Genomic DNA, 22,188 nt, shown 5'->3' on the forward strand with positions numbered 1-22,188 from the left:
CAGGAGGTCCACGGTGTATAAAATAAATCGCCATAAGCTGCTGACCTGGGTTCTGTTACTGACGGTCGCACTGACCATTATCGCCCCTTTGTCAGTCACCCAGGCGGCCGGGGTGGGCGACGTCCTCGGCGCCCTTACCGCGCCGACCGCGCCGACGTCTGACGGCGGCGGCATTCTGAACACGCTGTTCAGCTTCCTGTTCGACAGGATCCTGGGCCCTATCCTCAACATTTTCGGGGGCGATTCAAAGTCGACCGGCGCTCCGCCTGTCGCCCTGCCGCCAACCCCGTCCGGGGGAGGCCCGGTGCTTGACAGCGGCGTGCTGCGCGGCAAGGTGATCGTCGTCGACCCCGGCCACGGCGGCACCAATCCCGGCGCGGTGGGGAACGGCACCCGCGAGAGCGACAACAACCTGGCCGTGGGCCTCAAGCTGCGCGACAAGCTGCGTCAGGCCGGCGCCAAGGTGGTTATGACGCGGGAAACCGACCGTAACGTGGCGACGCCCAGCAGCACGCTCGGCCAGGAACTGCAGGCCAGGGTTGATATCGCTGAGCGTAACAACGCCGACCTCTTTGTCAGCGTTCATTCCAACTCCAACCCTGAGCCGTCTATCGCGGGCGCCATGACCTTTTACCCCAGCGGCAAGTCGTCCAAGCTGGCGCTGGAGGTGCAGAGCGCCATCATCCGCGAGACGGCGGCGGTCGACAAAGGCACCGAAACGGCAACCTTTTACGTACTGCGCAATACGTCGATGCCGAGCATCCTGGTGGAGATGGGCTTCGTGACCAACGCGGCCGAGGCGTCGAAACTCCGCGACGACGGTTACCGCAACCGTATAGCACAGGGTATTTTCACGGGAATCGCGCGGTATTTCCAGGCCAACTGATAATCGACGCGCCTCCGCTATGAAGCGGGGGCGCGTTTCTTCTTCCGGCCGGTTTTTATTCAACCGAGTAAGATATAATAATAAATGGCCAAAAGCAGGATTTACGGCCCGGCGGGCGAATATAAGGATAGCTTATCGCCGAGACAAAGGAGCGTTCTATGTATCAAAAATCGACTCTTCCGAACGGTATCAGGGTTGTGACCGAGGCCATCCCGTACGTCAAATCGGTGACGGTCGGCGTCTGGGTTGGCACAGGTGCACGCAATGAGGAGGACCACAACCACGGTATCAGCCATTTCATCGAGCATCTGATGTTCAAGGGCACCGCCAATCGCTCGGCCAAAGATATCGCCGAATCGGTTGACGCGGTGGGGGGGCAGCTTAACGCGTTCACGGCCAAGGAGTATACCTGCTACTATATCAAGGTGCTGGACAATCACCTTGAACTGGCTCTCGACATTCTGAGCGACATGATTCTGTCTTCCCGCTACGCCCAGGAGGATATTGCCCGCGAACGCGAGGTTGTCCTGGAAGAGGTGCACATGTACGAAGACTCGCCCGACGAACTCGTGCATGACTTTTATTTGGACAACGTCTGGCCTCACCATCCGCTCGGCCGCAACATTCTCGGCTCCACCGAGGCCATCGGCCGCTTCGACCGCAATCTTGTATGCGAGTATTACGATAATTTTTACCGCCCGGACAACATCGTTATCGCCGCCGCCGGCAATCTCACCCACGCCGGGGTGGAAGAGCTGGTCGGCAGGTTTTTCGGCGGCTTCGCCGGCCGCAAGAAGACGCAGGCCGCGCGCCCGCCCCTGTACAAGCCGACCCGCCGCCTGCACGCCCGCGATAGCGAGCAGGTCCACTTCTGCCTGGGCACGGCGAGCGTTCCCCAGGACTCTCCGGATATCTATGTAGCCCATGTTCTTAACAATATCCTCGGCGGCGGCATTTCGTCGCGCCTTTTTCAGGCTATTCGCGAAGAGCGCGGCCTGGCTTACTCGATCTACTCGTACCTTAGCAACTACAGCGACTGCGGCCTGTTCACCATCTACGCCGGCACCCGCCCCGCCAACCTCGATCAGGTCATCGAGCTTGTTCTGGAAAACGTCGAGCAGTTGAAAAACGGCGATATCGGCGCCACCGAACTGACCAAGACCAAAGAGCAGCTCAAGGGAAACCTGCTGCTCGGGCTGGAGAGTTCCAGCAGCCGCATGTCTCGGCTGGGCAAGATGGAGATTACGATGGGCAAGTACACCACTCTCGATGAGGTTGTCGCCAAGATCGAAAAGGTGTCTATTGGAGATCTGCGAAAGATGATGGACGATATTTTCGTCGCTGACAAGCTGTCCTTCACCGCCTTGGGACCTGTTAAGAACAACGCCCTCCCCAAGGGCCTGCAAGCCTGAGGCGTGTGATGAGGAACCGTGGATTCGAGTTTATCGCCGCCTATAAGGATTCGGGCCTGCCGCTGCCGGAGCGTAAGACGGCCGCCAGCGCAGGCTACGATATCGTGGCGGCTGCCGACGTCCTGCTGGCCCCGGCCGAGGTCGCCCTCGTGCCCACCGGCCTTAAGGCCTACATGCAGCCGGATGAATACCTGGGCATCCACATCCGCTCCGGGCTGGCGGTGAAGCACGCCCTCAGTCTCGTCAACGGCCAGGGGATCATTGACGCCGATTATTACGACAACCCCGGCAACGAGGGCCACATCCTCATCGCCATTTTTAACCACGGCGGCGAGACGGTCAAAATCGTCAGGGGCGAGCGCATCGCCCAGGGCATCTTCTACAAGTACCTGCGCGCCGACGGCGACACGGCGACGGCGGGCCGGGAAGGCGGCCTGGGGAGCACGGGGAAGTAGCCGCAAAGAAATTTAGAAGGAGGACTGCAGCTGCAGTCCTCCTTTTTGGTGCCGTTAATTTTTCTTGAGGTACTTGTAGACGATGTTGCCCTGGATGAGATGGGCGCCTTCGGCCCGCGGCGGCAGCGCTTTGAGCAGTTCGGCGGTGATATAGGCGACGTCGTCGGAACGGGCGCACAGTTCCTTGGCTTTGGCGTCGAGGGTAATGAGGTACTCTTTCATGGCGATAACGTCGTTTTTGGACGACACTGGTCCGTGGCCGGGAATGATCAGAGCGACGTCCATATCGAGGATGTAGTCGAGGGTTTTGAGCCAACCGTCGATGTCCCCGTCGCCGGCGAAGGCGTGATAGCCGGTGAAGAGAACGTCGCCGGCGAACAGAATTTTCTTGTCTGGCAGGTAGACGAGAAGGCTGCCGTCGGAGTGGGAGGGGGCGACGTGGATGAGTTCGACCCGCTGCCCGCCAAGATCGATCGTCATACGGTCCGTGAAGGTGAGCTTGGGGGCGGCGATGGTCGTGTCGGCGAAGTCCTGTGCGGTCATGCCGTACATCTGGGGATTTTTGAGCGTGGCCGGACCGTGCAGGGCCAGTTTGTCTTTTTCGCTGTCGTGAGCGATAATGGCGGCGCCCATGGCGGCGAACCGGCAGTTGCCGAAGGCGTGGTCGAGGTGCCAGTGGGTGTTGACGGCGTATTTGACCGGCAGGGCTGAGAGGGCGCGGATGTCGCGAATTAGCCGGTCCGCCTCCCTGGCGGAGACGAGGGTGTCGACGACGGCGATGCCGTGCTTGCCGATGATGACGCCGGCGTTGGCGCCGAAGCTGTTGGCCGGCGACATGTTCCTGACATCGGCGTAGGCGTATACGCCGTCGGCGATTTTCGTCAGCCCTGACTGGGCGGCGACAGGGGAGGGGAGAAGCAGGCAGGCGGACATAAATACAAGGGCGGTCAGCAATACTGCGACGCGACGCTTGACGGAAGGCATGGAAAATCCTCCTTAATCGCAATTGAGTTATATATTCCGCGCTTTCTTGGAATGTCCTTCCATTTTGGCGTGTTAGGTTCAATAAGAAAAACCCCAGCCGGGGTTTTTCTTATCTGTTCCGCATCTTTGCCGCCAGTTCCCGCTTGAATTCGGCCCAGGGAAAGATTCGCCCCGGGCAGGTGGTGCCGGCGTAGACGTCGCGGTGGCCGACTACGCGGGCGGGGCTGACGCCGTACTTTGCCGCCAGTTGGGCCGTGAGGCTTATGAGTGAGGACAACTGGGCGGGCGAGGGGAGGGAGACGTCGAAGTCGCCGACGAGGCTGATGCCGACGCTATGGCTATTCACCCCCAGTGCGTGTGCGCCGATGGCGTATTCGGGGCGGCCATCGGCGATCGCGCCGTCAGGAAGGATAACCTTGTGGTAGCCGATGCCGGCCCAGCCGTTGCGCAGGTGGAGGTCGTGGATGGAGGCGACGGTCATGTTCTCGATCTTGGTGTGATGGATGACGATCATGTCGGTGCGGCGGCGGGCGACGAGCTTTTCGGAGAAGTGCAGCCCGGGGCGCAGGAAGTTTTCTACCCGTCGCCAGGAGCCGTCACGGACGGTTCGCGTTGTGTCTTCGTCAGCCACCAGCATCCGCTCCTTTTCCGCGATTGTCAGTCTCGCAATCGTAAATCCGCGCACGCGGGAGTGGGTGTTGAGCTTGGTGGCGTCCTTCTTGTCGCCGGGAAGGAAGGTGACGAGGAGGTCGCCGTACTGTTGGGGAACAACCGCGGCCAGAACGTCGCGGGGATAGGCGCGAATGATGAAGGTTTGGCTGCCAAATTCGGCATCGGAAATAACTTTGTTAATGGATGGATGGTAACGGCCCAAATCACGAAAGGAAACTGGCTGCTCCAAAATCACCGTCATATGGCTTAACCTGTTATCTCGATCATAGGTCAGCCACGCCGCCGCAGGCTTGCCGCCGATCGCCGTCAGGTAGCCGTACTCGGCCGCCGGGGGCGTACCTGGGGGACGCGCGTCCCATTCGTCACGGGTCCATATCCTCCCGCCGCCATCTTCTACGAGGCGAAATCCGCCGTACAGTTTTTCGGCCGCGTCCCGGCTCATGCCGATCGGCGCAGCGGCGGCCGGCGAGGCAACGGTGAACAGGATCAGCAAGGCTATTATCGCTTTGAACATTACTTTTCCCCCGTACAGGCTTTTCGACTTTTATTTCGTAGTATTCTCATAACCCCGGCCGATTCCTGCCTGACGGGAAGGCAGGCGCATAAAGGTTTAAGTGATTGGCGCCCGGAGGAGACGAGGCATATTAGCGGCAGGCGGCGCATAATCATATTGGTAAGAGCTGGCAGGAGGGATGGACATGGTCATCGTTCTTGTACTCGTTTTGCTCGGGCTCATCGTGCTTTCCCTGTGGCTCAGGGTGCGCTTCAACCGGGACAGCGTAGCCGGGGTCGAGACCAAGTCGTCGCCGGTCGCTCTGGCCGTGCAGGAGCTTGTCGCCACGGCCGGCGGCGTGTATCTGGCCATCGTCGCCCTGACGTCCTTTCTGAAGCTGGATATGCCTGACAAGGTGTCGCTGATGGCGGTTGCCGTCGATCCCCTGGCGGTCACGGCCATTGTCCTGGCGATTGTTCAACCGTTGTTTTCCCGCCTGTTTCTCAAAATCCTCCATAAGTAGGTGATGATATGCGGCTCAGCGATTTTACCGGCAAGGAAGTAATCAATCTCGGCGACGGCGCGCGCCTCGGGTTCATCGAGGATTGCGACCTTCTGTTCGACGACCGCAACGGGCGGATAAACGCCCTGCTGCTGCCCAAGCGGGGGATTCTGACGGCGCTGATGGGCGGTGAGCGCACCCATACCGTGCCCTGGCAGACCATCAGGCGCATTGGCGACGAAGTAATAATCGTCGATCTCAATAACGCCTATGAACGAATGTTCCCCGTCCTCGGCCGCGACGGCGACGACTGAATCGGTATACCTTGAGCTGTAGCGGGCAAACTAACATTGAATGTCCAGTACTGTCATTTAATGTTAGGAGGAGTCAATCGATGCCAAACCAAACCAGCAACCAGAATCAAGGACAAGCTGTCGACCAAAACGTTCTCAGCGGTTATTCCAGCGGAATGACGACCGGTAACGTAATGGCGACCGGCAGCAGCTCAAGCCAGGCCGCCGGTCAGCAGATGACTTCCGCGCAGAGCGGAAGCGGCATGGGCAACAAGGCCGTCATCGGCGTGTTCGATGCGAAAGATCAGGCCGAGCGGGCTATAGAGTCTCTCCGCCAGCAGGGCTTCACGAACGAAAATATCAGCATCGTTTCGAAGAAAGGCGGCCGGCAGAAGGGCGACGAGTACGTGGAGGACGATATCACCGACGGCGCGCTCACCGGAGGCACCCTCGGCGGCATCGGCGGCCTCATCCTCGGCGCCGGCGCTCTGGCCATCCCCGGCGTGGGACCGATCGTGGCCGCCGGACCGATAGCAGCCGCTCTTGGCGGCGCGGTGGCCGGCGGTGTGGCGGGTGGACTGATCGACTGGGGCATTCCGGCCGATGTAAGCCGCCGTTACGAGCAACAGGTCGCCGAAGGAGGCATCCTGGCCGTCGTGCACACCGACAACCAGAAGGTTAATCAGGCGGCCCTGATTTTGCGCCAGAACGGCGCCAAGGATGTCGAAAGCCACAATACCAACAAACAGCAGCAGCGATAGGTTTCCGCACAACGCGACGGCGGCTTGGCCTTCACGGGCTGAGCCGCTTTACTGTGCGACGGAAACTTTTTCTTAAAAGCGTTGACATCGCTGGAACCATTATTATAAAATGTACGTAAAATAAATAAATTCCTGCGCAGGGAGTTAGAGGCGCGGGCAACAAGAGTACTTTCAGGGTAGAGTGGTGTCGATGATCTGAAAGAAAAGGGTTGTCCGCCGAAGTGGAAAATGCCGCCATGCATTTTCTACTGGGGTTGCATCGAACAGGTGCAAAACTGTCGCCAAAGCAAGCTTTGGTGAAGCGCTATCTCTCCTAGGTGATCTGAAGAACAGTGATGTTTTTCATTTTCCTATGGATGCTGCCGTTTAAAAAGCGGCCGGCGAGAGATAAGCTCGCCGGCTGCTCATATTTTTCGGGAGGTGAGACACAATGATAAGAGTCATGGTATGCGGCGCCTACGGCAAAATGGGCCGGGAAGTGCTCAGAGCCGTACATAAGGACGAAATGCTTAGCGTCGTCGGCGCCGTGGACGTCAATTCCGATTTCGCCGATGTGGGCGACCTCATCGGTGTTGGGAAAATAGGGGTGGTAGTAGGCAACGATCTGGCGACGGTTATCAGCGAAACGAAACCCCAGGTTATGGTGGATTTCACCGCTCCGGAAGCGGTGATGGTCAACATCCGTACCGCCATTGCCAGCGGTGTCTGCCCGGTCGTAGGCACGACCGGGATTTCGACCGCTGATATCGAAGAGGTGCGTGAGCTCTGCAAGAAGCACCGCGGCAACGCGATCGTCGCGCCGAACTTTTCGCTGGGGGCGGTGTTGATGATGCAGCTTTCGGTTAATATCGCCAAGTATTTCCCGTATGTGGAGATTACCGAGCTTCATCACGATCAAAAGCTGGACGCCCCATCGGGAACTGCCATCCGCACCGCCGAACTCATCGCCGCCCAGCGGGGAGTGCTCAAACAGGGCAATCCGAAAGAGGTGGAGAAGCTGCCCGGCGCGCGGGGAGCCGAATACGCGGGAATACGGCTGCACAGTGTTCGCCTTCCCGGCCTCGTCGCCCACCAGGAGGTGATGTTCGGCGGCCTCGGGCAGACGCTGACCATTCGCCACGATTCCATTTCCCGCGAGTCGTTCATGCCGGGCGTGCTGCTGGCCTGCAAAAAGGTGCTGACCGTCGACGGCCTGGTTTACGGACTGGAAAATATAATGTCATAAGCATTCACGGAGGCAGAAAATCATGCGCAAGTACAACGTAGCCATCCTCGGCGCCACCGGCGCTGTCGGCCAGGAGTTCCTGCAGCTTATCGCCGAGCGAAACTTCCCTTTCCAAAACCTCAAATTGCTGGCCTCGGAGCGTTCGGCCGGCAGGAAGATCGATTTTCTCGGCAAGGAATACACCGTCGAGGAAGCGACCGCCGATTCTTTCAAGGGGGTGGAGATCGCCCTGTTCGCCGGCGGCGCCGCCAGCAAAACCTTCGCGCCTGCGGCGGTGAAGCACGGCGCGGTGGTGATCGATAATTCGAGCGCTTTCCGGATGGACCCCGAGGTGCCGCTGGTGGTGCCGGAGGTGAACCCCGAGGCGATCAGGAATCACAAAGGCATCATCGCCAATCCCAACTGTTCGACAATTATTATGGTTATGGCGCTTAAGCCGATTCACGATGCGGTTAGAATAAAGCGGGTGGTGGTTTCCACCTACCAGGCGGTTTCCGGAGCCGGCAAGGAGGCTATCGACGAGCTTTCCGACCAGGTGAAGGCGGTGGCGGCCAACGAGCCTGTCGAAGCCAGGATTCTGCCGAGCGCGAGCCTGCCGGCCCATTACCAGATTGCGTTCAACCTTTTGCCTCAGGTCGACGTTTTTATGGATGACGGTTATAGCAAAGAAGAGCTGAAGATGGTCCAGGAGACCCAGAAAATCCTCGACGATCCGGCGATCGCGGTCACGGCTACGACCGTCCGCGTACCTGTTTTCCGCAGCCATTCGGAATCCGTCAATCTCGAGTTGTCCGGACCGCTGGCGGCCAATGAGGCCAAAAAGCTGCTGGCCGCTTTCCCGGGGATAGTCGTTGAGGACGATCCTTCGCGGCAAGTTTACCCCATGCCGCTCACCACGTCCGGCCGGAACGAGGTGTTCGTCGGCCGCATCCGCGAGGACAATACCGTATCCCACGGCCTCAATATGTGGGTGGTGGGCGACCAGATCCGCAAGGGCGCGGCTCTCAACGCCTTGCAGATCGCCGAGTACATGATCGAACATAATCTAATTTGAGGTGTGAGCATGCGCATCATCATCCAAAAATTCGGCGGCACGTCGGTGGCTTCCCCTGAGGTCAGGGCGATGGTGGTCGGTAAGATCAACCAGGCCCGCGAGCAGGGGTATACGCCGGTGGTGGTCGTTTCGGCGATGGGCAGGAGGGGCGATTCCTACGCCACCGACACCCTTCTCGATCTGGCCCGTGCGTCTTACCGCGGGATCGCCTCCCGCGAACTCGACCATGTGATGTACTGCGGGGAAATTATCTCCGCCGTGGTTATGACCGGGGTGCTGCAGGCCGCCGATATCGATTCCGTTATGCTTACCGGCGGGCAGGCGGGCATCACCACGGACGACAATTTCAACAACGCCCGCGTGATGAAGGTCGATCCCGCGCGGATCATGAATTTCCTCAAGATGGGCAAGGTTCCCGTAGTGTGCGGCTTCCAGGGCGTCACGGCCGACGGCGAGTTTACCACCCTTGGCCGCGGCGGCAGCGACACTACCGCCGCCGTTCTTGGCGCGGCGCTCGGAGCCGAGGTGGTCGAGATTTACACCGATGTCGACGGCATCATGACCGCCGATCCGCGCATCGTGCCCACCGCCAAGATCCTCGACATCATCAGCTATAACGAGGTCGCCCAGCTTGCCCACCAGGGAGCCAAGGTAATCCACCCCCGCGCGGTCGAGATCGCGATGCAGAAGAATATCCCCCTGGTGGTGAAATCGACTTTTTCGGACGCGCCGGGCACGCTGATCACCAATATTTCCAAGGAAGGACCGGAAAGGAATGCCGTCACCGACCGGATCGCCACCGGTGTGACCTTTCTGCCCAACATCGTCCAGATTAAGGTGCCGCTTGACCAGGACGCAACCCCGATGGAAAGCCACAAGATTTTCCGCGCCCTGGCCGACGGCAAAATCAGTGTCGACCTCATCAACGTCCACCCCGGCCAGGTGATGTTCACTGTTGCCGAGGACGTCGCCGAGAAGGCGGCCGCCAGGCTGCAGAAGCTCGGATACAGCGCCGAGGCGCGCCACGACTGTGCCAAGGTGTCGGTGGTGGGCGGGGGAATCCACGAGGTGCCGGGCGTCATGGCCAACTTCGTCGAGGCCTTGTCGCTATACAACATCCCCATTCTGCAGACGGTTGATTCCCATACGTCGATTTCCGTACTGGTAAAAAGAGCCGATGTGGAGAATGCGGTTAAGGCGCTCCACGAAAAGTTCGGCCTGGCTGATTAGATATGTTCAGTTTCCACCGAAAGGGAGAGGATAACGTGAAAACCTTCGGACGCATACTTACCGCGATGGTTACACCGTTCAACGACGATCTGAGCGTGAACTACAAGGCCGCGGCCAACCTCGCCAAGCATCTGGTGGCGAACGGCAACGATGGCCTGGTAGTGGCCGGCAGTACCGGCGAAGCGGCTACCCTCGCCAAGGAAGAAAAGCTTAAGCTGTTCGCGACCGTACTCGAGGCGGTAGGCGACAAGGCGACCGTTATCGTCGGCACCGGGTCGAACGATACCCGCGCCTCAATCGCGCTGACCCAGGATGCGGAAAAACTCGGCGTTCACGGTTCGCTGCTCGTCGGCCCCTACTATAACAAGCCTCCCCAGGAAGGCTACTATCAGCACTTCAAGGCCATCGCCGACAACACCGGCCTGCCGCTTATCGTTTATAACGTCCCCGGGCGGACCGCCGGCAACATTCTGCCGGCTACCATCGCCCGCTTGGCGGAGATTAAGAATATCGTCGCTGTGAAGGAATCGAGCGGCAATCTTGATCAGGTTTCCGAGATCGTCCGCAGTGTTCCCAAGGATTTTATGGTCTATAGCGGCGACGACAGCCTCACGCTCCCGATCCTTTCGGTGGGCGGCGTCGGTGTCGTCAGTGTGGCCGGCCACATTGTCGCCAAACGCATGCAGGAGATGATCGGCGCGTTCTTCGCCGGTGACGTGGCCGCCGCCCGCGACATCCACCTTGAGCTTATGCCGTTCTTCAAGGTTATCTTTATAACCACCAACCCCATCCCGGTGAAAACGGCCGTCAATCTGGCCGGCCTCGGCGCAGGCCCCGTGCGTCCGCCCCTCATTGCGGCGACGACGGCCGAGACCGAGCAGATCAGGAAGGTAATGCAAGATATCGGTGCCCTGTGATGAAAGCCCGCTCGCAAGAGCGGGCTTTCCGATTATCGGCGGAACGTTTTTTGCGCATAATAATTCGGTGACGCAAGATGCTCCTTGCCCTGAGGCGGCAAGTAAGCTATAATATATTAGAAGTGTACGGAGCGGTCGAATAGTTTCTTTTTTTTGCGCGGAGCGGCGGCTAATCCTATAACACGACTTATTATGCCGGCCACGGGCCGGCTCGGAGGTGTTTTCTTTATTGTCTAAAGGAAAACTGCAAATTATCCCCCTGGGTGGCTTGGGGGAGATCGGCAAGAACATGACCGTGGTCCGTTACGGCAACGAGATCATCGTTATTGACTGCGGTCTGTCCTTCCCCGAGGATGACATGCTCGGCATCGATCTTGTCATCCCCGACATCACGTATCTCCTCGAAAACAGGGATTTGGTCAAGGCCATTTTCCTGACCCACGGCCACGAGGACCATATCGGCGCCCTGCCGTATGTCCTCAAACAGCTCACCGTGCCGGTGTACGGAACCCGCCTGACCCTCGGCATCCTCGAAGGACGGCTCAAGGAAAACGGAGTTGCCAACAGCTCGCTCGTGGCCGTCAAGCCGGGCGACCAGATTCAGGCAGGCGCTTTCAAGGTCGGGTTCATCAAGGTAAGCCACAGCATCCCGGACGCGGTGGCGCTGTCGGTCAGGACCCCGGTGGGCACGATCGTCCACACCGGCGATTTCAAGCTCGACCAGACGCCGGTCGACAACCGCGTCACCGATTTCCACCGTTTCGCGGAACTGGGCGATCAGGGCGTACTCGTCATGCTTGCCGACAGCACCAACGCCGAACGGCCCGGCTTTACGGCCAGCGAACGGGCGGTGGGGGCGACGTTTGACGACGCCTTCCGCAAGGCTCGCGATCGCATCATCATCGCCACTTTTTCCTCGAATGTGCACCGCATCCAGCAGGCGATCGACACCGCCTGCAAGTTCAAGCGCAAGGTCGCCATCCTCGGACGCAGCATGGTCAATGTGGCCAATATCGCGCTGGAGCAGGGCTATCTGAACGCTCCTGAAGGCGTGATCATCGACGTGGACGAGATTAACAACTACCCGGCGTCCCAAGTCGTCATCATGACGACCGGCAGCCAGGGCGAACCGATGTCCGCTCTCAGCCGCATGGCGATGTCCGACCACAAAAAGGTCGACATTGTGCCTGGCGACACGATCATTATCTCGGCCACACCCATCCCCGGGAACGAGAAAATGGTTTCGCGGACGATCGACTATCTGCTGCGCCAGGGCGCCGACGTTATCTACGAGGCGACGTCAGGCATCCACGTATCAGGCCATGCCAGCCAGGAAGAATTGAAGCTGATGCATAACCTCGTCAGGCCGAAGTTCTTTATCCCCGTCCACGGCGAATTCCGCCATCTCGTCAAGCACGCTAAACTGGCCCAGGATCTCGGCATGCCGAAGGAGAACGTTTTCGTAGCCGAAAACGGCCATGTGCTCGAGTTCTCGCCCGACAAAGGCGCCATGACCGGCAAAGTAACCGCCGGCAAGGTTCTGGTCGACGGACTCGGGGTGGGAGACGTAGGCAACATTGTCTTGCGGGACCGGCGGCAGCTCTCCCAGGACGGCATCCTGATCGTGGTCGTCACCATGGACAAGCAGCGCGCCTGCGTGGTGGCCGGGCCCGACATCGTTTCGCGCGGTTTCGTGTATGTGCGCGAGTCGGAGCAGTTGATGGATGAGGCCCGCGAAAAGGTGAAGCATACTCTTGAGAAGTACGAGACAGGCGGCATCACCGAGTGGTCGACCATCAAGACCGGCGTGCGCGACACCCTCGGCAAGTTCCTGTATGAGCGGACCCGCCGCCGTCCGATGATTTTGCCGATAATAATGGAAGTATGATGACAAAAGCGGCTAACCGTAAGGTTGGCCGCTTTTTTAGCGTTTGTGTCTGTTGTATTATTTGTCGCCAGTGCCTCCATACTATTCTTGAAAAGGAATGGGAGGGACAACAATGATTGACAGCGACAATCCCGTCGTACCGCAACCCGGCACCGAACACCCGCATCCCCAGGGGCCGACCGAGCCGCCCAAGCAGCGGCGGACCAGGAAGAACGCCACGACCGAGAATATCGAGCAGATGGGCGCCACCGAGGTGCCGACCGCCAAGACCAATATCCATGTAATGACCATCATAGGCCAGATCGAGGGTCATATGGTGCTGCCCCCGCAGAACAAGACGACCAAATACGAGCATATCATGCCCCAACTGGTCGCCATCGAGCAAAATCCTGAGATTGAGGGCCTGTTGCTGCTGCTCAACACGGTGGGCGGCGATGTCGAGGCCGGGCTGGCGATTGCCGAGATGGTCGCCAGCATGTCCAAGCCGTCGGTGTCGGTGGTTCTCGGAGGAGGCCACAGCATCGGCGTGCCGATCGCCACTTCGGCGACCTATTCGTTGATCGTGGAAAGCGCCACCATGACCATCCACCCGATCCGTCTCACCGGCCTGGTCATCGGCGCGCAGAGTTCGTTCGATTACTTGGAGAAGATGCAGGACAGGGTGAACAAGTTCGTGACCATCCATTCCGGCATCTCAGAAAAGAAGTGGAAGGAGCTGCTGTATAAAACCGGCGAGCTGTCGCGGGATATCGGCACCTCGGTCGTCGGCGGCGATGCCGTGGAATTGGGCCTGATAAACGGCGTGGGCGGCGTTTCCCAGGCTTTGGCCAAGCTACGCGAGCTCATCAAGGCGAACAACGAGGCCAGCAGGGGGCTGCGGCAATGAGCGTGCTGTGGACGGTGCTGCCTGCGGAGCTGGTCCTCGACGGGTTCGAGAAAAGCCCCGTCTACGAGGAGGCGGAGATCGCCGGCGCGAAGGTGATGGTGGAAAAGGTGGCTCCCTATGAATGCCGCATCGTCAGACTGCTGTCCACTGCGCCGGACGACTTCCTTCGCCCCGAACTCCAGCCGGGGGTGACGCTTTCTTACAAGCCTTCCCTCGCGGCGGGGGATTTAAGATAAATAAAGCGCTCCTGGATATCCGGGAGCGCTTTATTTGCGCTTCTATAGAGGATTTCGCCGCCTTGCGGCGAAATTTTTCCTTTGAGGTGGTATGTTTTGGCTAAATCCCTGTCCGAACTGACGCCCGAACTGAAGTGCGAACTGTTCGGCATCGCCCTCGTCACCGCCGCCGTGCTTGCGCTTGCCAGCCTTGCGGGCCTCAACATCGGCCCGGCGGGCGATTTCGTCGCCAAAATCCTCCGCTACGCTTTCGGCGCCGGCGCGCCTGTTTTGCCGGTAATCCTGCTGGCGGTAGGGTCCCGGTACGTGTGGACGCGCAAAGCCGTCCATTATTCGTTGCGTTTTTGGGGACTGATGCTGGTCTACATAACCGCGCTGGCCATTTATCACCATTTCAAAATCCCGGCCGGCCGTGAGGTGCTGCCCGAAAGCCTGATGCCCGGAGGCGGCCTGATCGGCGGCATGGTGTTGTTTGCCCTCCGCAAGTTGTTCGGCGTCTCCGGCGGCCTGATCGTGTTGATCGGCGTCGCCCTGGCCGCGCTGCTGCTCGCGACCGCCTGGTCGCTGGGCGGCACGCTTCTCGCCGCCCGCCGCAAGGCCGGGGAGGGGTTGTCAAGCGCCCGTGAAGCCGTCGCCGCCACGATTGAGAAAGCCCGCGATGAAGCCGCGGCTGACCGGGAACGCAGCTTTTACAACCAGGAGCGCGATACGCCCCCGGTGTTCGCTCCGCCGTCGGCCCCGCCCCCGCTGGCCGTTAAACCGGATCCCGAACCGGCCGCGCCCGCGCTGCGCTTGGCCGAAAAGCCCGCCCCGCCGCCGCTGCCGGCGCCGGAAGCGCTTGCTCACTATTCGCTGCCTCCTATGTCGCTGCTCAAAAAGCCGGGCAAACCCCGCTTTCTTAAGACGACCAAGGAGCTGACTGACAATGCCCGCCTGCTGGAGAGCACTCTGGATGATTTCGGGGTGGGGGCGAGGGTGCTGAACGCTTACCAGGGACCGGCCGTAACCCGCTATGAGCTGGAGCCGGCCGCGGGCGTGAAGGTTAGCCGCATCGTCAGCCTGGCCGACGATATCGCCCTGAAGCTCGCCGCCCACGGCGTGCGCATGGAGGCGCCCATCCCCGGGAAGGCCGCCATCGGTATCGAGGTGCCGAATAAGGAGATTTCCCCTGTGTCGCTCCGCGAGGTCGTCGAATGCGCCGACTTCCAGCGCGCCGCCTCCCGCCTCACCGTCGCGCTCGGCAAGGACATCGCCGGCCAGCCGATCGTCGCCGACCTGGCGAAGATGCCCCATCTGCTGGTGGCCGGCGCCACCGGTTCCGGCAAAAGCGTCTGCATCAACACCCTCATCGTCAGCGTCCTGTTCAAGGCCCGCCCCGACGAGGTGAAATTCCTGCTGGTCGATCCCAAGGTCGTCGAGCTGTCCAACTATAACGGCATCCCTCACCTGTTGACCCCGGTGGTGACCGATTGCAAGAAAGCCGCCTCGGCTCTCAGGTGGGCGGTGGGGGAGATGGAGCGGCGTTACGCGCTGTTCGCAGCGGCCGGCGTCCGCGATTTCGCCCGCTACAATGAGCTGTTGCCCGATGAGCGCCTGCCGCTCATCCTCATCATTATCGACGAGCTTGCCGACCTGATGATGGTGGCTCCGGTGGACGTCGAGGACGCCATCTGCCGCCTCGCCCAAATGGCCCGGGCCGCCGGCCTGCACCTCGTGCTCGCCACTCAGCGGCCGTCGGTGGATGTCATCACCGGCACGATCAAGGCCAACATCCCCTCGCGAATTTCGTTCGCGGTCTCTTCCCAGGTGGATTCGCGCACCATCCTCGATATGGCCGGCGCCGAAAAGCTGCTGGGCAAAGGGGACATGCTCTTCTACCCGGTGGGCGCTTCCAAGCCGCTCCGGGTCCAGGGCGCTTTCATTTCCGACGGCGAGGTCGAGGAACTGGTGGCCTATCTCAAGGAACAGACCGAGCCGGAGTATACCGAAGGGGTGACCAGCTTTGTCGAGTACGGCGACCGCCAGGGTCGCGAGTCGATGGAGGATGAACTGCTGGAGGAAGCGGTGCGCATGGTTCTCGAGACCGGCCAGGCGTCGGTGTCGATGCTGCAGCGCAAGTTTCGCGTCGGGTATACCCGCGCCGCCAGGTTGATCGATATGATGGAGGAGATGAAGATCGTCGGCCCCAATATCGGCAGCAAGGCCCGCGAAATCCTCATGACGACCGACCAGGTCAACAACCTCTATTTCAATAAGGAGTAGGGGCTACGCTTGAAAGACTGCCGTTGCGGGCAAAATAAATATGATTTTCTTTAACGTGGTGAGCAATTTTTGGATAGAGTAATAGATTTAGCTGACGCCCTTAAACTGGACAACCCGATATTCATCGACATGCGCTCGCCGTCGGAGTTCGCGAACGGCGCCATCCCCGGCGCGGTCAACATTCCGCTGCTCGACGACGCCGAGCGCAGCGTAGTCGGTACGATTTACAAGCTGACCGGACCGGAGGAAGCCAAACAGCAAGGCCTGGCGTTAGTTTCCGCCAAGCTTCCCGAGCTGGTCGGCAACATCCGCGCCCACCACCGTGTCGGCCGCGAGGTCGTCGTCTACTGCTGGCGTGGCGGCATGCGCTCGAAATCGGTCGTCGGTATCCTCGAGATCATGGGCATCCCGGCGTACCAACTGCTAGGCGGATACAAGGCGTATCGTCGCTATGTGCTCGAAGCTCTTGAGGCGTTCGCGCTCAATCCGCCGGTCGTCACCTTGTGCGGCTCGACCGGCGTGGGCAAAACGACGCTGCTCAAGCTCCTCAAGGAGCGCGGCGCGCCGGTTATCGATCTCGAACAGCTTGCCAACCACCGCGGATCGGTCTTCGGCAGCGTTGGTCTCGGCAAATCCGCGACCGCCCAAAATTTCGACGCCGTGATTCTTCAGGAGCTCAACCGCTACAAGGACGCGCCTTATATACTGGTGGAGTGCGAAAGTAAGCGCATCGGCAACGTATATCTGCCGGATGTGCTGTTCGCGGCCATGAAAAAGGGTCCGAAGATTCTCGCCTTCGCCGATATCGAGACAAGGGTCACGCGCCTTATTGACGAATATCTTGACGTATACAATCACCGTCGCGAAGAGATCATCGCCAGCATCCAGGCGCTTCGCAAGCGGCTGGGAGCGGCCAAGTCCGAGCGACTGCTGGCGGCTTTTGCCGCCGGCGAGGTGCGGGACGTAGTCCGCACCTTGTTGACCGACTATTACGACCCGCTGTACGGTTACGAAAAGGCAGATCCCGGCGGCTACGCCTTCACGGTCGACGCCGCGGACCTTGCCCGGGCAGCGGACGGTATAATAGATTATCTCAATACACTAAGGGGGGATATCCGTTGCCGACAGTAGGCGAGCTCCTGCGAACCGAGCGTGAAAAACAAAACATGACCGTCAAGGATATCGAGAAGGCCACCAGCATTCGCGCCCTCTATATCCAGGCGATCGAGGACGGCAAATACGACGTGCTGCCTGGGGAAGTATATCTGAAGGGCTTTATCCGTAATTACGCGTCTTATCTTGGCCTGAACCCCCAGCAGGTACTCGATGTTTACCGCGACAACCAGTCTCCGCAGGCTCCCCAGCCGGCGGCACCTTCCACACCGGCCGCTTCTTCCATGCCGCCCAAGGTGGAGGCCGGCCGGGAAGGGCAGGGGGGAGGTTCGCTCGGCCGTTGGGTGATAATCCTGGTGGTGCTGGCCGTCCTTGTCGGCGCCGGCTGGGCGGTGATGAACCATTTCAACCGGACGCCCGCCCCGCAGACCAGTCCTCCTCAGGCAAAAGTGCAGCCGACACCGGCGCCTGCCCCCGTTCCCGTTCCCGCGCCGCAAAAGACGCCTGCTCCCGCGCCGGCAGCCAAGCCGATCGTGGTTGTCGCCAAATATACCGCCGAGTGCTGGACCCGCGTGACCGCCGACGGTCGCGAGGTGTACGAGGGCATACCGCGGGTCGGCGAGACGTTGACCTGGAACGCCACCCGGACCATGGACGTGCATGTCGGCAACGCCGCCGGCATCGAGCTTACTTACAACGGGCAGCCCCAAGGCCGGATCGGCGGCGACGGGGAAGTAATAATGAAGTCTTTTACGGCGAATAATACTACCGGTACGCAGCGCTAGCAGGCGCGTCCGGTTCGCCCGGCGCCTGGCCTGCCAAGTGTCGGATAATCAGCGCGTACTCTGAGGCCCACGCCGGCCGCGGCAATTCGTTCAGTCAACCGAAGGCTGTTGTGAGCACAGCCTTCAATTATTTTTGACCGGGAGCAGCATGCAATGACCAACGATTTTCTGCCCATCTCCAGAGCTGATATGGACAAGCGCGGCTGGGACAGGCTGGATTTCCTGTTCGTCAGCGGCGATGCCTATGTCGACCATCCCAGCTTCGGGCCGGCCATCATCGGCCGGCTGCTAGAAAAGCAGGGCTGGCGCGTGGGGATAATCGCCCAACCCGACTGGCGGTCGACAGCCGCTTTCAAGGCCCTCGGCAAACCACGGCTGGCGGTGCTCGTTTCGGCCGGCAATCTCGATTCGATGCTGAGCAAATACACCGCCGCCCGGCGGTTCCGTTCGGAGGACGATTATTCGCCCGGCGGCCGGGCCGGCCTCCGCCCGGAGCGGGCCACCCTTGTGTACGCCAGCCGCATCCGCGAAGTGTGGAAGGATGTGCCGCTCATCATCGGCGGCATCGAGGCGAGCCTCCGGCGGTTCGCGCATTACGATTACTGGTCGGACAGCGTGCGCCGCTCCATTCTGGTGGACAGCAAGGCCGATCTCCTGGTATACGGTATGGGCGAGAAGCAGATCAAGGAGATCGCCGCCCAGTTGGCCGCAGGCATCCCTATGAACGCCATTCGCGATGTGAAGGGCACCTGCTACCGGGCGGCCTCCCTCGACCACCTGTGGAACTACGCCGAAGCGCCCTCGTTCGCGGCGGTCAGCGGCAGCAAACAGGATTTCGCCGCCGCTTTTAAGCTGCAGTACGACGAGCAGGACCCGGTCCGCGGCAAGACGGTCGTCCAGGCCCACGACGGCGAATATGTGATCCAGAATCCGCCTGCCGACCCGCTGACGACCGCCGAGATGGACGAAATCTACGATCTGCCGTACCGGCGGACGTATCATCCGGTTTACGAGGAGGCAGGCGGCGTACCCGCCATCCAGGAGGTTAAGTTCAGCCTCGTCAGCCACCGCGGCTGTTTCGGCGGCTGCTCGTTCTGCGCCATCGTTTCCCATCAGGGGAGGATCATCCAGACCCGCAGCGCCGAGTCGATCCTGCGTGAGGCGGCGCTGCTCACCGAATTGCCGGATTTCAAGGGCTATATCCACGATGTGGGCGGCCCGACCGCCAATTTCCGCCTGCCGGCCTGCCGGTTCCAGGCCGAGCGCGGCGCCTGCAAGGACCGCCGCTGCCTTCATCCCGAACCGTGCCCTAACCTCGAAGCTGGCCACGGCGATTATCTGTCGCTCCTCCGGGCGCTCAGGCAGTTGCCGAAGGTGAAAAAGGTCTTCATCCGTTCGGGCATCCGCTACGACTACCTGCTGGCCGAAGGGGGCGACGAGTTTCTCCGCGAGCTGTGCCAGCACCATGTCAGCGGCCAGCTGAAAATCGCCCCCGAGCATATCGCCCCCAGAGTGACCCGCCTGATGGGGAAGCCGGGAAAAGATGTTTATCTGCGGTTCGCGGACGCGTTCCGCCGCATGAACGCCGCGCTGGGCAAGGAGCAGTATCTCGTGCCCTACCTGATGTCCAGTCATCCCGGCTCCGGTCTGCGCGAGGCGGTCGAACTGGCCGAGTTTCTGCGCGACATGGGCTATCATCCGGAGCAGGTCCAGGATTTTATCCCCACCCCCGGCAGCCTTTCCACCTGTATGTACTACACCGGTCTCCATCCGCTGACCGGTGAGAAGGTCTATGTTGCCAAGGACCCGCGCGAAAAGCGGCTGCAGCGGGCCCTCCTCCAGTACCGCGACCCGAAAAACTACCCCCTGGTGCTGGAAGCGCTGACGAAGGCCGGCCGTCAGGATCTGATCGGTTACGGTGACAAGTGTCTGATCCGCCCGCCGCGGCAGCCGGAGAGGCCGAAAGGCCCGGCTGCGAAAAAGGCCCGCGCCCTTCCACCGGGCCGCGATAAAGGAAAACAGGGCAAGAGAAAAGCCAGGGTCCGTTGACCCTGGCTTTGTCACGGTTCGCTATCAGGGGGTTCGCCGGCTACCCGCGGGGGCTGGAAGAGTGCCCGGCTTTTGGCGGACAGCAGGTAGATGCCGACGATGCCGTGGGTGATGATGATGAACACGCCCGTGAACAGGTTGGCGGCCACCATGATGATAAAGCCGAGCGCCACCATCAGCATGGAGTAGCCGATTTCGAACAGGCGCGCCCAGCGGTTGAGCTTGAGCAGCCCATAAGCGGGGAGAGCGTACAGGAGAAACGACAGGACCCGTATGCCGGCCGCGGGCCAGTTCTGGCGCCCGATGGCGTCGATAAGGCCGAAGAGGTGGAGAACGGCGGTCAGGAATAGCAAAACGATGACGGCGATCAGCGCCCCCGGCAATCTGGGGTCGAACAGCTTGGACCAGAAGGGCCGGTACTGCACGGCAATCACTTCCTTTCCCGTTCTTGTCGCCCCCATTATACATTAATTACGCCGTAGTTGGGAATAACTTTAACGCGATTACTTGACGGAGATGGGGGAGAGCCATGGTTCACAGCCAGCCTTACCTTCAGGCGGCCCTGCTGTGCGAAGGGGTAACGACCGACAGCGAAGGCCATCACGACATCCATAATGAATTCAGCCAGTACACAATGGGCTATTCCCAGCCCTTCACCGTTCTGACGATCTGGCGGGGCGGCAGTGAAGGCGACGCCGACTGGTACAGGGAGAAGAGCGAGATCATCGCTCCCGACGGCCGGGTAGTGGCGAGCGGCGAGAACGGCCCCTTCACGCTCGCCGACAGTACCTACCGCCAAGTCAACAGCCTGCTCCTGGAAAACATCGATTTCACCCACGACGGCACATATGAGGTGCGGGTCACGTTGACTGATTCGCATGATAACGTAATAACATCCGCCTCTTATCCGTTGACGGTGGTATAAACTGCCACCGTTTTCGTCTGCCGCTAGGATTTTTCTGTTGCGCGCCGAATAGATACAGGGTATAGTAATTAAGGCCCTAAGTATCATTTTATGCTTTGGAGGCATTTTTTATGCGGCGTTACTTTCCGCTGCTCCTCATATCGTTTCTGCTCGTTGTCGCCGCGACCGCCGGCACTTTTCTCGCCGGCCAGGCAAGCAGACAAAACCCGGATAACGTTAAGAATATCGTCGTTTACGCCAGTATTCCGGTCGACCAGATGGCCGCCCTTGCCCAGGAATACGAAAAGGCGGCCGGCGTCCGTGTAAGCGTTGTGCCGATGGCCGCGACCGACCTGCTTGTCAAGCTTAAGGCCGAGAAGGATGCACCGCGCGCCGACCTTGTCGTCGCCGACACCGCTACCCTGGATGCCGCCAAACGGGCCAGACTCCTGGCCCCTTACGCCTCGGTCCAGACCGATATCATCCCCTCGCGGTTCAGTGAGAAAGATAATCTGTGGATCGGGCTGTGGTATGATCCGGTGGTTTTCGCCGTTAATCGCGACTTCCTCAAAAACTTGCCGCACCCGCCCGCAAAGTGGGCCGATCTTCCGGAAACGACCGGCGCCCGTTTCGTCATGACCGATTTCCTGGTCGCGGATGAGGCCGCCAATCTTCTTTATGCGATGGCGGCGGCCAAAGGGGAGGAAGAGACGCTGGCCTACATGACCAAGCTACATTCCGGGATCGCCCAGTACGCCAAATTCCTGGCCACACCGTCGCGCATGACCGGCCTCGGCGAGGCCGATATAGCCGTAACAGTTCAGAGCGAAGCCATCCGCTATATCAAGGACGGTTTTCCGCTGCAGATTATCGTGCCTGCCGACGGCACGGCGGTGAGCGTCACCGGCGCGGGGCTGGCGGCAGGAGCCCCCCAGGCGGCCGAGGCCGGCCGGTTCATCGACTGGCTGACAGGCGATGAACCGCAGAAGGTGTTGATAAAGAACAAGGTTTTCGTCATTCCCACAAGCCCGGAGAATGCTTTTGCGAAAGACAACAACGCGAGGAAAATCGTGACGTTTCCGGTCAAATCCGTTCTATCATCCGATCAGAAAACCAGGCTGCTGGATAAGTGGGTGCATACTGTGCGCCTCAGCCCACGCTAGCTGAAGGGGGAACCGTTC

22 protein-coding genes and 1 riboswitch are annotated in these 22,188 nt (G+C 60.3%); of the genes, 19 read left to right on the forward strand and 3 right to left on the reverse strand.

Annotated features, from left to right (window positions below):
- Positions 1-13 precede the first annotated feature (13 nt).
- The 3 genes from Q4T40_08870 to dut all read left to right on the forward strand — a co-directional run bounded on the left by Q4T40_08870 (position 14) and on the right by dut (position 2,753).
- Positions 14-886: an N-acetylmuramoyl-L-alanine amidase gene (locus tag Q4T40_08870; GenBank protein MDT8901348.1), complete on the forward strand. Its 873-nt coding sequence runs from the start codon at positions 14-16 to the stop codon at positions 884-886.
- A 158-nt stretch (positions 887-1,044) separates the two neighbouring features.
- Entirely contained in the window at positions 1,045-2,298 is a 1,254-nt protein-coding gene (locus Q4T40_08875; protein ID MDT8901349.1) for a pitrilysin family protein, read from the forward strand.
- Positions 2,299-2,306: 8 nt separating this feature from the next.
- A complete protein-coding gene (dut, locus tag Q4T40_08880) occupies positions 2,307-2,753 on the forward strand; it encodes a dUTP diphosphatase (GenBank protein MDT8901350.1) in 447 nt (148 codons plus the stop codon).
- 54 nt (positions 2,754-2,807) lie between these two features.
- Here dut and Q4T40_08885 read toward each other — a convergent pair whose 3' ends face one another.
- Both Q4T40_08885 and Q4T40_08890 read right to left on the reverse strand, forming a co-directional pair.
- Positions 2,808-3,737 (reverse strand): MBL fold metallo-hydrolase, encoded by a 930-nt coding sequence (locus Q4T40_08885; GenBank protein ID MDT8901351.1) that lies wholly within the window; start codon positions 3,735-3,737, stop codon positions 2,808-2,810.
- A gap of 109 nt (positions 3,738-3,846) precedes the next feature.
- Positions 3,847-4,923: a peptidoglycan recognition family protein gene (locus tag Q4T40_08890; protein MDT8901352.1), complete on the reverse strand. Its 1,077-nt coding sequence runs from the start codon at positions 4,921-4,923 to the stop codon at positions 3,847-3,849.
- A gap of 184 nt (positions 4,924-5,107) precedes the next feature.
- Here Q4T40_08890 and Q4T40_08895 point away from each other — a divergent pair, with 184 nt between their 5' ends.
- The 14 genes from Q4T40_08895 to Q4T40_08960 all read left to right on the forward strand — a co-directional run bounded on the left by Q4T40_08895 (position 5,108) and on the right by Q4T40_08960 (position 20,103).
- Positions 5,108-5,425 (forward strand): hypothetical protein, encoded by a 318-nt coding sequence (locus Q4T40_08895; GenBank protein MDT8901353.1) that lies wholly within the window; start codon positions 5,108-5,110, stop codon positions 5,423-5,425.
- 8 nt (positions 5,426-5,433) lie between these two features.
- Complete coding sequence (locus Q4T40_08900) at positions 5,434-5,718, forward strand: YlmC/YmxH family sporulation protein (GenBank protein ID MDT8901354.1); 285 nt, start codon at positions 5,434-5,436, stop codon at positions 5,716-5,718.
- 80 nt (positions 5,719-5,798) lie between these two features.
- Positions 5,799-6,458 (forward strand): hypothetical protein, encoded by a 660-nt coding sequence (locus tag Q4T40_08905; GenBank protein MDT8901355.1) that lies wholly within the window; start codon positions 5,799-5,801, stop codon positions 6,456-6,458.
- 137 nt (positions 6,459-6,595) lie between these two features.
- Positions 6,596-6,773: riboswitch (Lysine riboswitch) on the forward strand.
- Between the two features lie 115 nt (positions 6,774-6,888).
- On the forward strand, positions 6,889-7,683 hold the full coding sequence (dapB, locus tag Q4T40_08910; protein MDT8901356.1) for a 4-hydroxy-tetrahydrodipicolinate reductase: 795 nt from the start codon (positions 6,889-6,891) through the stop codon (positions 7,681-7,683).
- Positions 7,684-7,705: 22 nt separating this feature from the next.
- Positions 7,706-8,737, forward strand: coding sequence for an aspartate-semialdehyde dehydrogenase (locus tag Q4T40_08915; GenBank protein ID MDT8901357.1), 1,032 nt, complete (start codon positions 7,706-7,708; stop codon positions 8,735-8,737).
- Positions 8,738-8,746: 9 nt separating this feature from the next.
- The gene (dapG, locus tag Q4T40_08920; protein ID MDT8901358.1) at positions 8,747-9,967 is read left to right on the forward strand and encodes an aspartate kinase; all 1,221 of its coding nucleotides are present in this window, start codon (positions 8,747-8,749) and stop codon (positions 9,965-9,967) included.
- A gap of 35 nt (positions 9,968-10,002) precedes the next feature.
- A complete protein-coding gene (gene dapA, locus Q4T40_08925) occupies positions 10,003-10,884 on the forward strand; it encodes a 4-hydroxy-tetrahydrodipicolinate synthase (GenBank protein MDT8901359.1) in 882 nt (293 codons plus the stop codon).
- 229 nt (positions 10,885-11,113) lie between these two features.
- Positions 11,114-12,772 carry a ribonuclease J gene (locus Q4T40_08930; GenBank protein ID MDT8901360.1) on the forward strand — a complete coding sequence of 553 codons (1,659 nt, stop codon included), beginning with the start codon at positions 11,114-11,116 and terminating at the stop codon, positions 12,770-12,772.
- Positions 12,773-12,884: 112 nt separating this feature from the next.
- Entirely contained in the window at positions 12,885-13,658 is a 774-nt protein-coding gene (locus Q4T40_08935) for an ATP-dependent Clp protease proteolytic subunit (GenBank protein ID MDT8901361.1), read from the forward strand.
- Positions 13,655-13,894 carry a YlzJ-like family protein gene (locus Q4T40_08940; GenBank protein ID MDT8901362.1) on the forward strand — a complete coding sequence of 80 codons (240 nt, stop codon included), beginning with the start codon at positions 13,655-13,657 and terminating at the stop codon, positions 13,892-13,894. The genes Q4T40_08935 and Q4T40_08940 overlap by 4 nt, the downstream gene beginning before the upstream one ends.
- 96 nt (positions 13,895-13,990) lie before the next feature.
- On the forward strand, positions 13,991-16,156 hold the full coding sequence (locus Q4T40_08945; GenBank protein MDT8901363.1) for a DNA translocase FtsK 4TM domain-containing protein: 2,166 nt from the start codon (positions 13,991-13,993) through the stop codon (positions 16,154-16,156).
- Between the two features lie 69 nt (positions 16,157-16,225).
- Positions 16,226-17,287 (forward strand): tRNA 2-selenouridine(34) synthase MnmH, encoded by a 1,062-nt coding sequence (gene mnmH / locus Q4T40_08950; GenBank protein ID MDT8901364.1) that lies wholly within the window; start codon positions 16,226-16,228, stop codon positions 17,285-17,287.
- Entirely contained in the window at positions 17,275-18,054 is a 780-nt protein-coding gene (locus Q4T40_08955) for a DUF4115 domain-containing protein (protein ID MDT8901365.1), read from the forward strand. Before mnmH ends, Q4T40_08955 begins: the two co-directional genes overlap by 13 nt.
- 153 nt (positions 18,055-18,207) lie before the next feature.
- Positions 18,208-20,103, forward strand: coding sequence for a YgiQ family radical SAM protein (locus Q4T40_08960; GenBank protein MDT8901366.1), 1,896 nt, complete (start codon positions 18,208-18,210; stop codon positions 20,101-20,103).
- A gap of 11 nt (positions 20,104-20,114) precedes the next feature.
- Here the strand turns inward: Q4T40_08960 and Q4T40_08965 are convergent, their stop codons facing one another.
- Positions 20,115-20,528, reverse strand: coding sequence for a hypothetical protein (locus Q4T40_08965; GenBank protein MDT8901367.1), 414 nt, complete (start codon positions 20,526-20,528; stop codon positions 20,115-20,117).
- 104 nt (positions 20,529-20,632) lie between these two features.
- Between Q4T40_08965 and Q4T40_08970 the strand changes: the two genes are divergently transcribed.
- Together Q4T40_08970 and Q4T40_08975 are read left to right on the forward strand one after the other, a co-directional pair.
- Complete coding sequence (locus tag Q4T40_08970) at positions 20,633-21,028, forward strand: hypothetical protein (protein ID MDT8901368.1); 396 nt, start codon at positions 20,633-20,635, stop codon at positions 21,026-21,028.
- Positions 21,029-21,138: 110 nt separating this feature from the next.
- Complete coding sequence (locus Q4T40_08975) at positions 21,139-22,170, forward strand: extracellular solute-binding protein (protein ID MDT8901369.1); 1,032 nt, start codon at positions 21,139-21,141, stop codon at positions 22,168-22,170.
- Positions 22,171-22,188 lie beyond the last annotated feature (18 nt).

The organism is Selenomonadales bacterium 4137-cl (assembly GCA_032334055.1).
GTDB lineage: Bacteria > Bacillota > Negativicutes > Sporomusales > UBA7701 > Anaeroselena > Anaeroselena agilis.

Coding starts and splice junctions, on each gene's coding strand:
- Q4T40_08875 (MDT8901349.1), top strand. CDS start 1,045: ATGTATCAAAAATCGACTCTTCCGAACGGTATCAGGGTTGTGACCGAG.
- dut (MDT8901350.1), top strand. CDS start 2,307: ATGAGGAACCGTGGATTCGAGTTTATCGCCGCCTATAAGGATTCGGGC.
- Q4T40_08885 (MDT8901351.1), bottom strand. CDS start 3,737: ATGCCTTCCGTCAAGCGTCGCGTCGCAGTATTGCTGACCGCCCTTGTA.
- Q4T40_08890 (MDT8901352.1), bottom strand. CDS start 4,923: ATGTTCAAAGCGATAATAGCCTTGCTGATCCTGTTCACCGTTGCCTCG.
- Q4T40_08895 (MDT8901353.1), top strand. CDS start 5,108: ATGGTCATCGTTCTTGTACTCGTTTTGCTCGGGCTCATCGTGCTTTCC.
- Q4T40_08900 (MDT8901354.1), top strand. CDS start 5,434: ATGCGGCTCAGCGATTTTACCGGCAAGGAAGTAATCAATCTCGGCGAC.
- Q4T40_08905 (MDT8901355.1), top strand. CDS start 5,799: ATGCCAAACCAAACCAGCAACCAGAATCAAGGACAAGCTGTCGACCAA.
- dapB (MDT8901356.1), top strand. CDS start 6,889: ATGATAAGAGTCATGGTATGCGGCGCCTACGGCAAAATGGGCCGGGAA.
- Q4T40_08915 (MDT8901357.1), top strand. CDS start 7,706: ATGCGCAAGTACAACGTAGCCATCCTCGGCGCCACCGGCGCTGTCGGC.
- dapG (MDT8901358.1), top strand. CDS start 8,747: ATGCGCATCATCATCCAAAAATTCGGCGGCACGTCGGTGGCTTCCCCT.
- Q4T40_08935 (MDT8901361.1), top strand. CDS start 12,885: ATGATTGACAGCGACAATCCCGTCGTACCGCAACCCGGCACCGAACAC.
- Q4T40_08940 (MDT8901362.1), top strand. CDS start 13,655: ATGAGCGTGCTGTGGACGGTGCTGCCTGCGGAGCTGGTCCTCGACGGG.
- Q4T40_08960 (MDT8901366.1), top strand. CDS start 18,208: ATGACCAACGATTTTCTGCCCATCTCCAGAGCTGATATGGACAAGCGC.
- Q4T40_08970 (MDT8901368.1), top strand. CDS start 20,633: ATGGTTCACAGCCAGCCTTACCTTCAGGCGGCCCTGCTGTGCGAAGGG.
- Q4T40_08975 (MDT8901369.1), top strand. CDS start 21,139: ATGCGGCGTTACTTTCCGCTGCTCCTCATATCGTTTCTGCTCGTTGTC.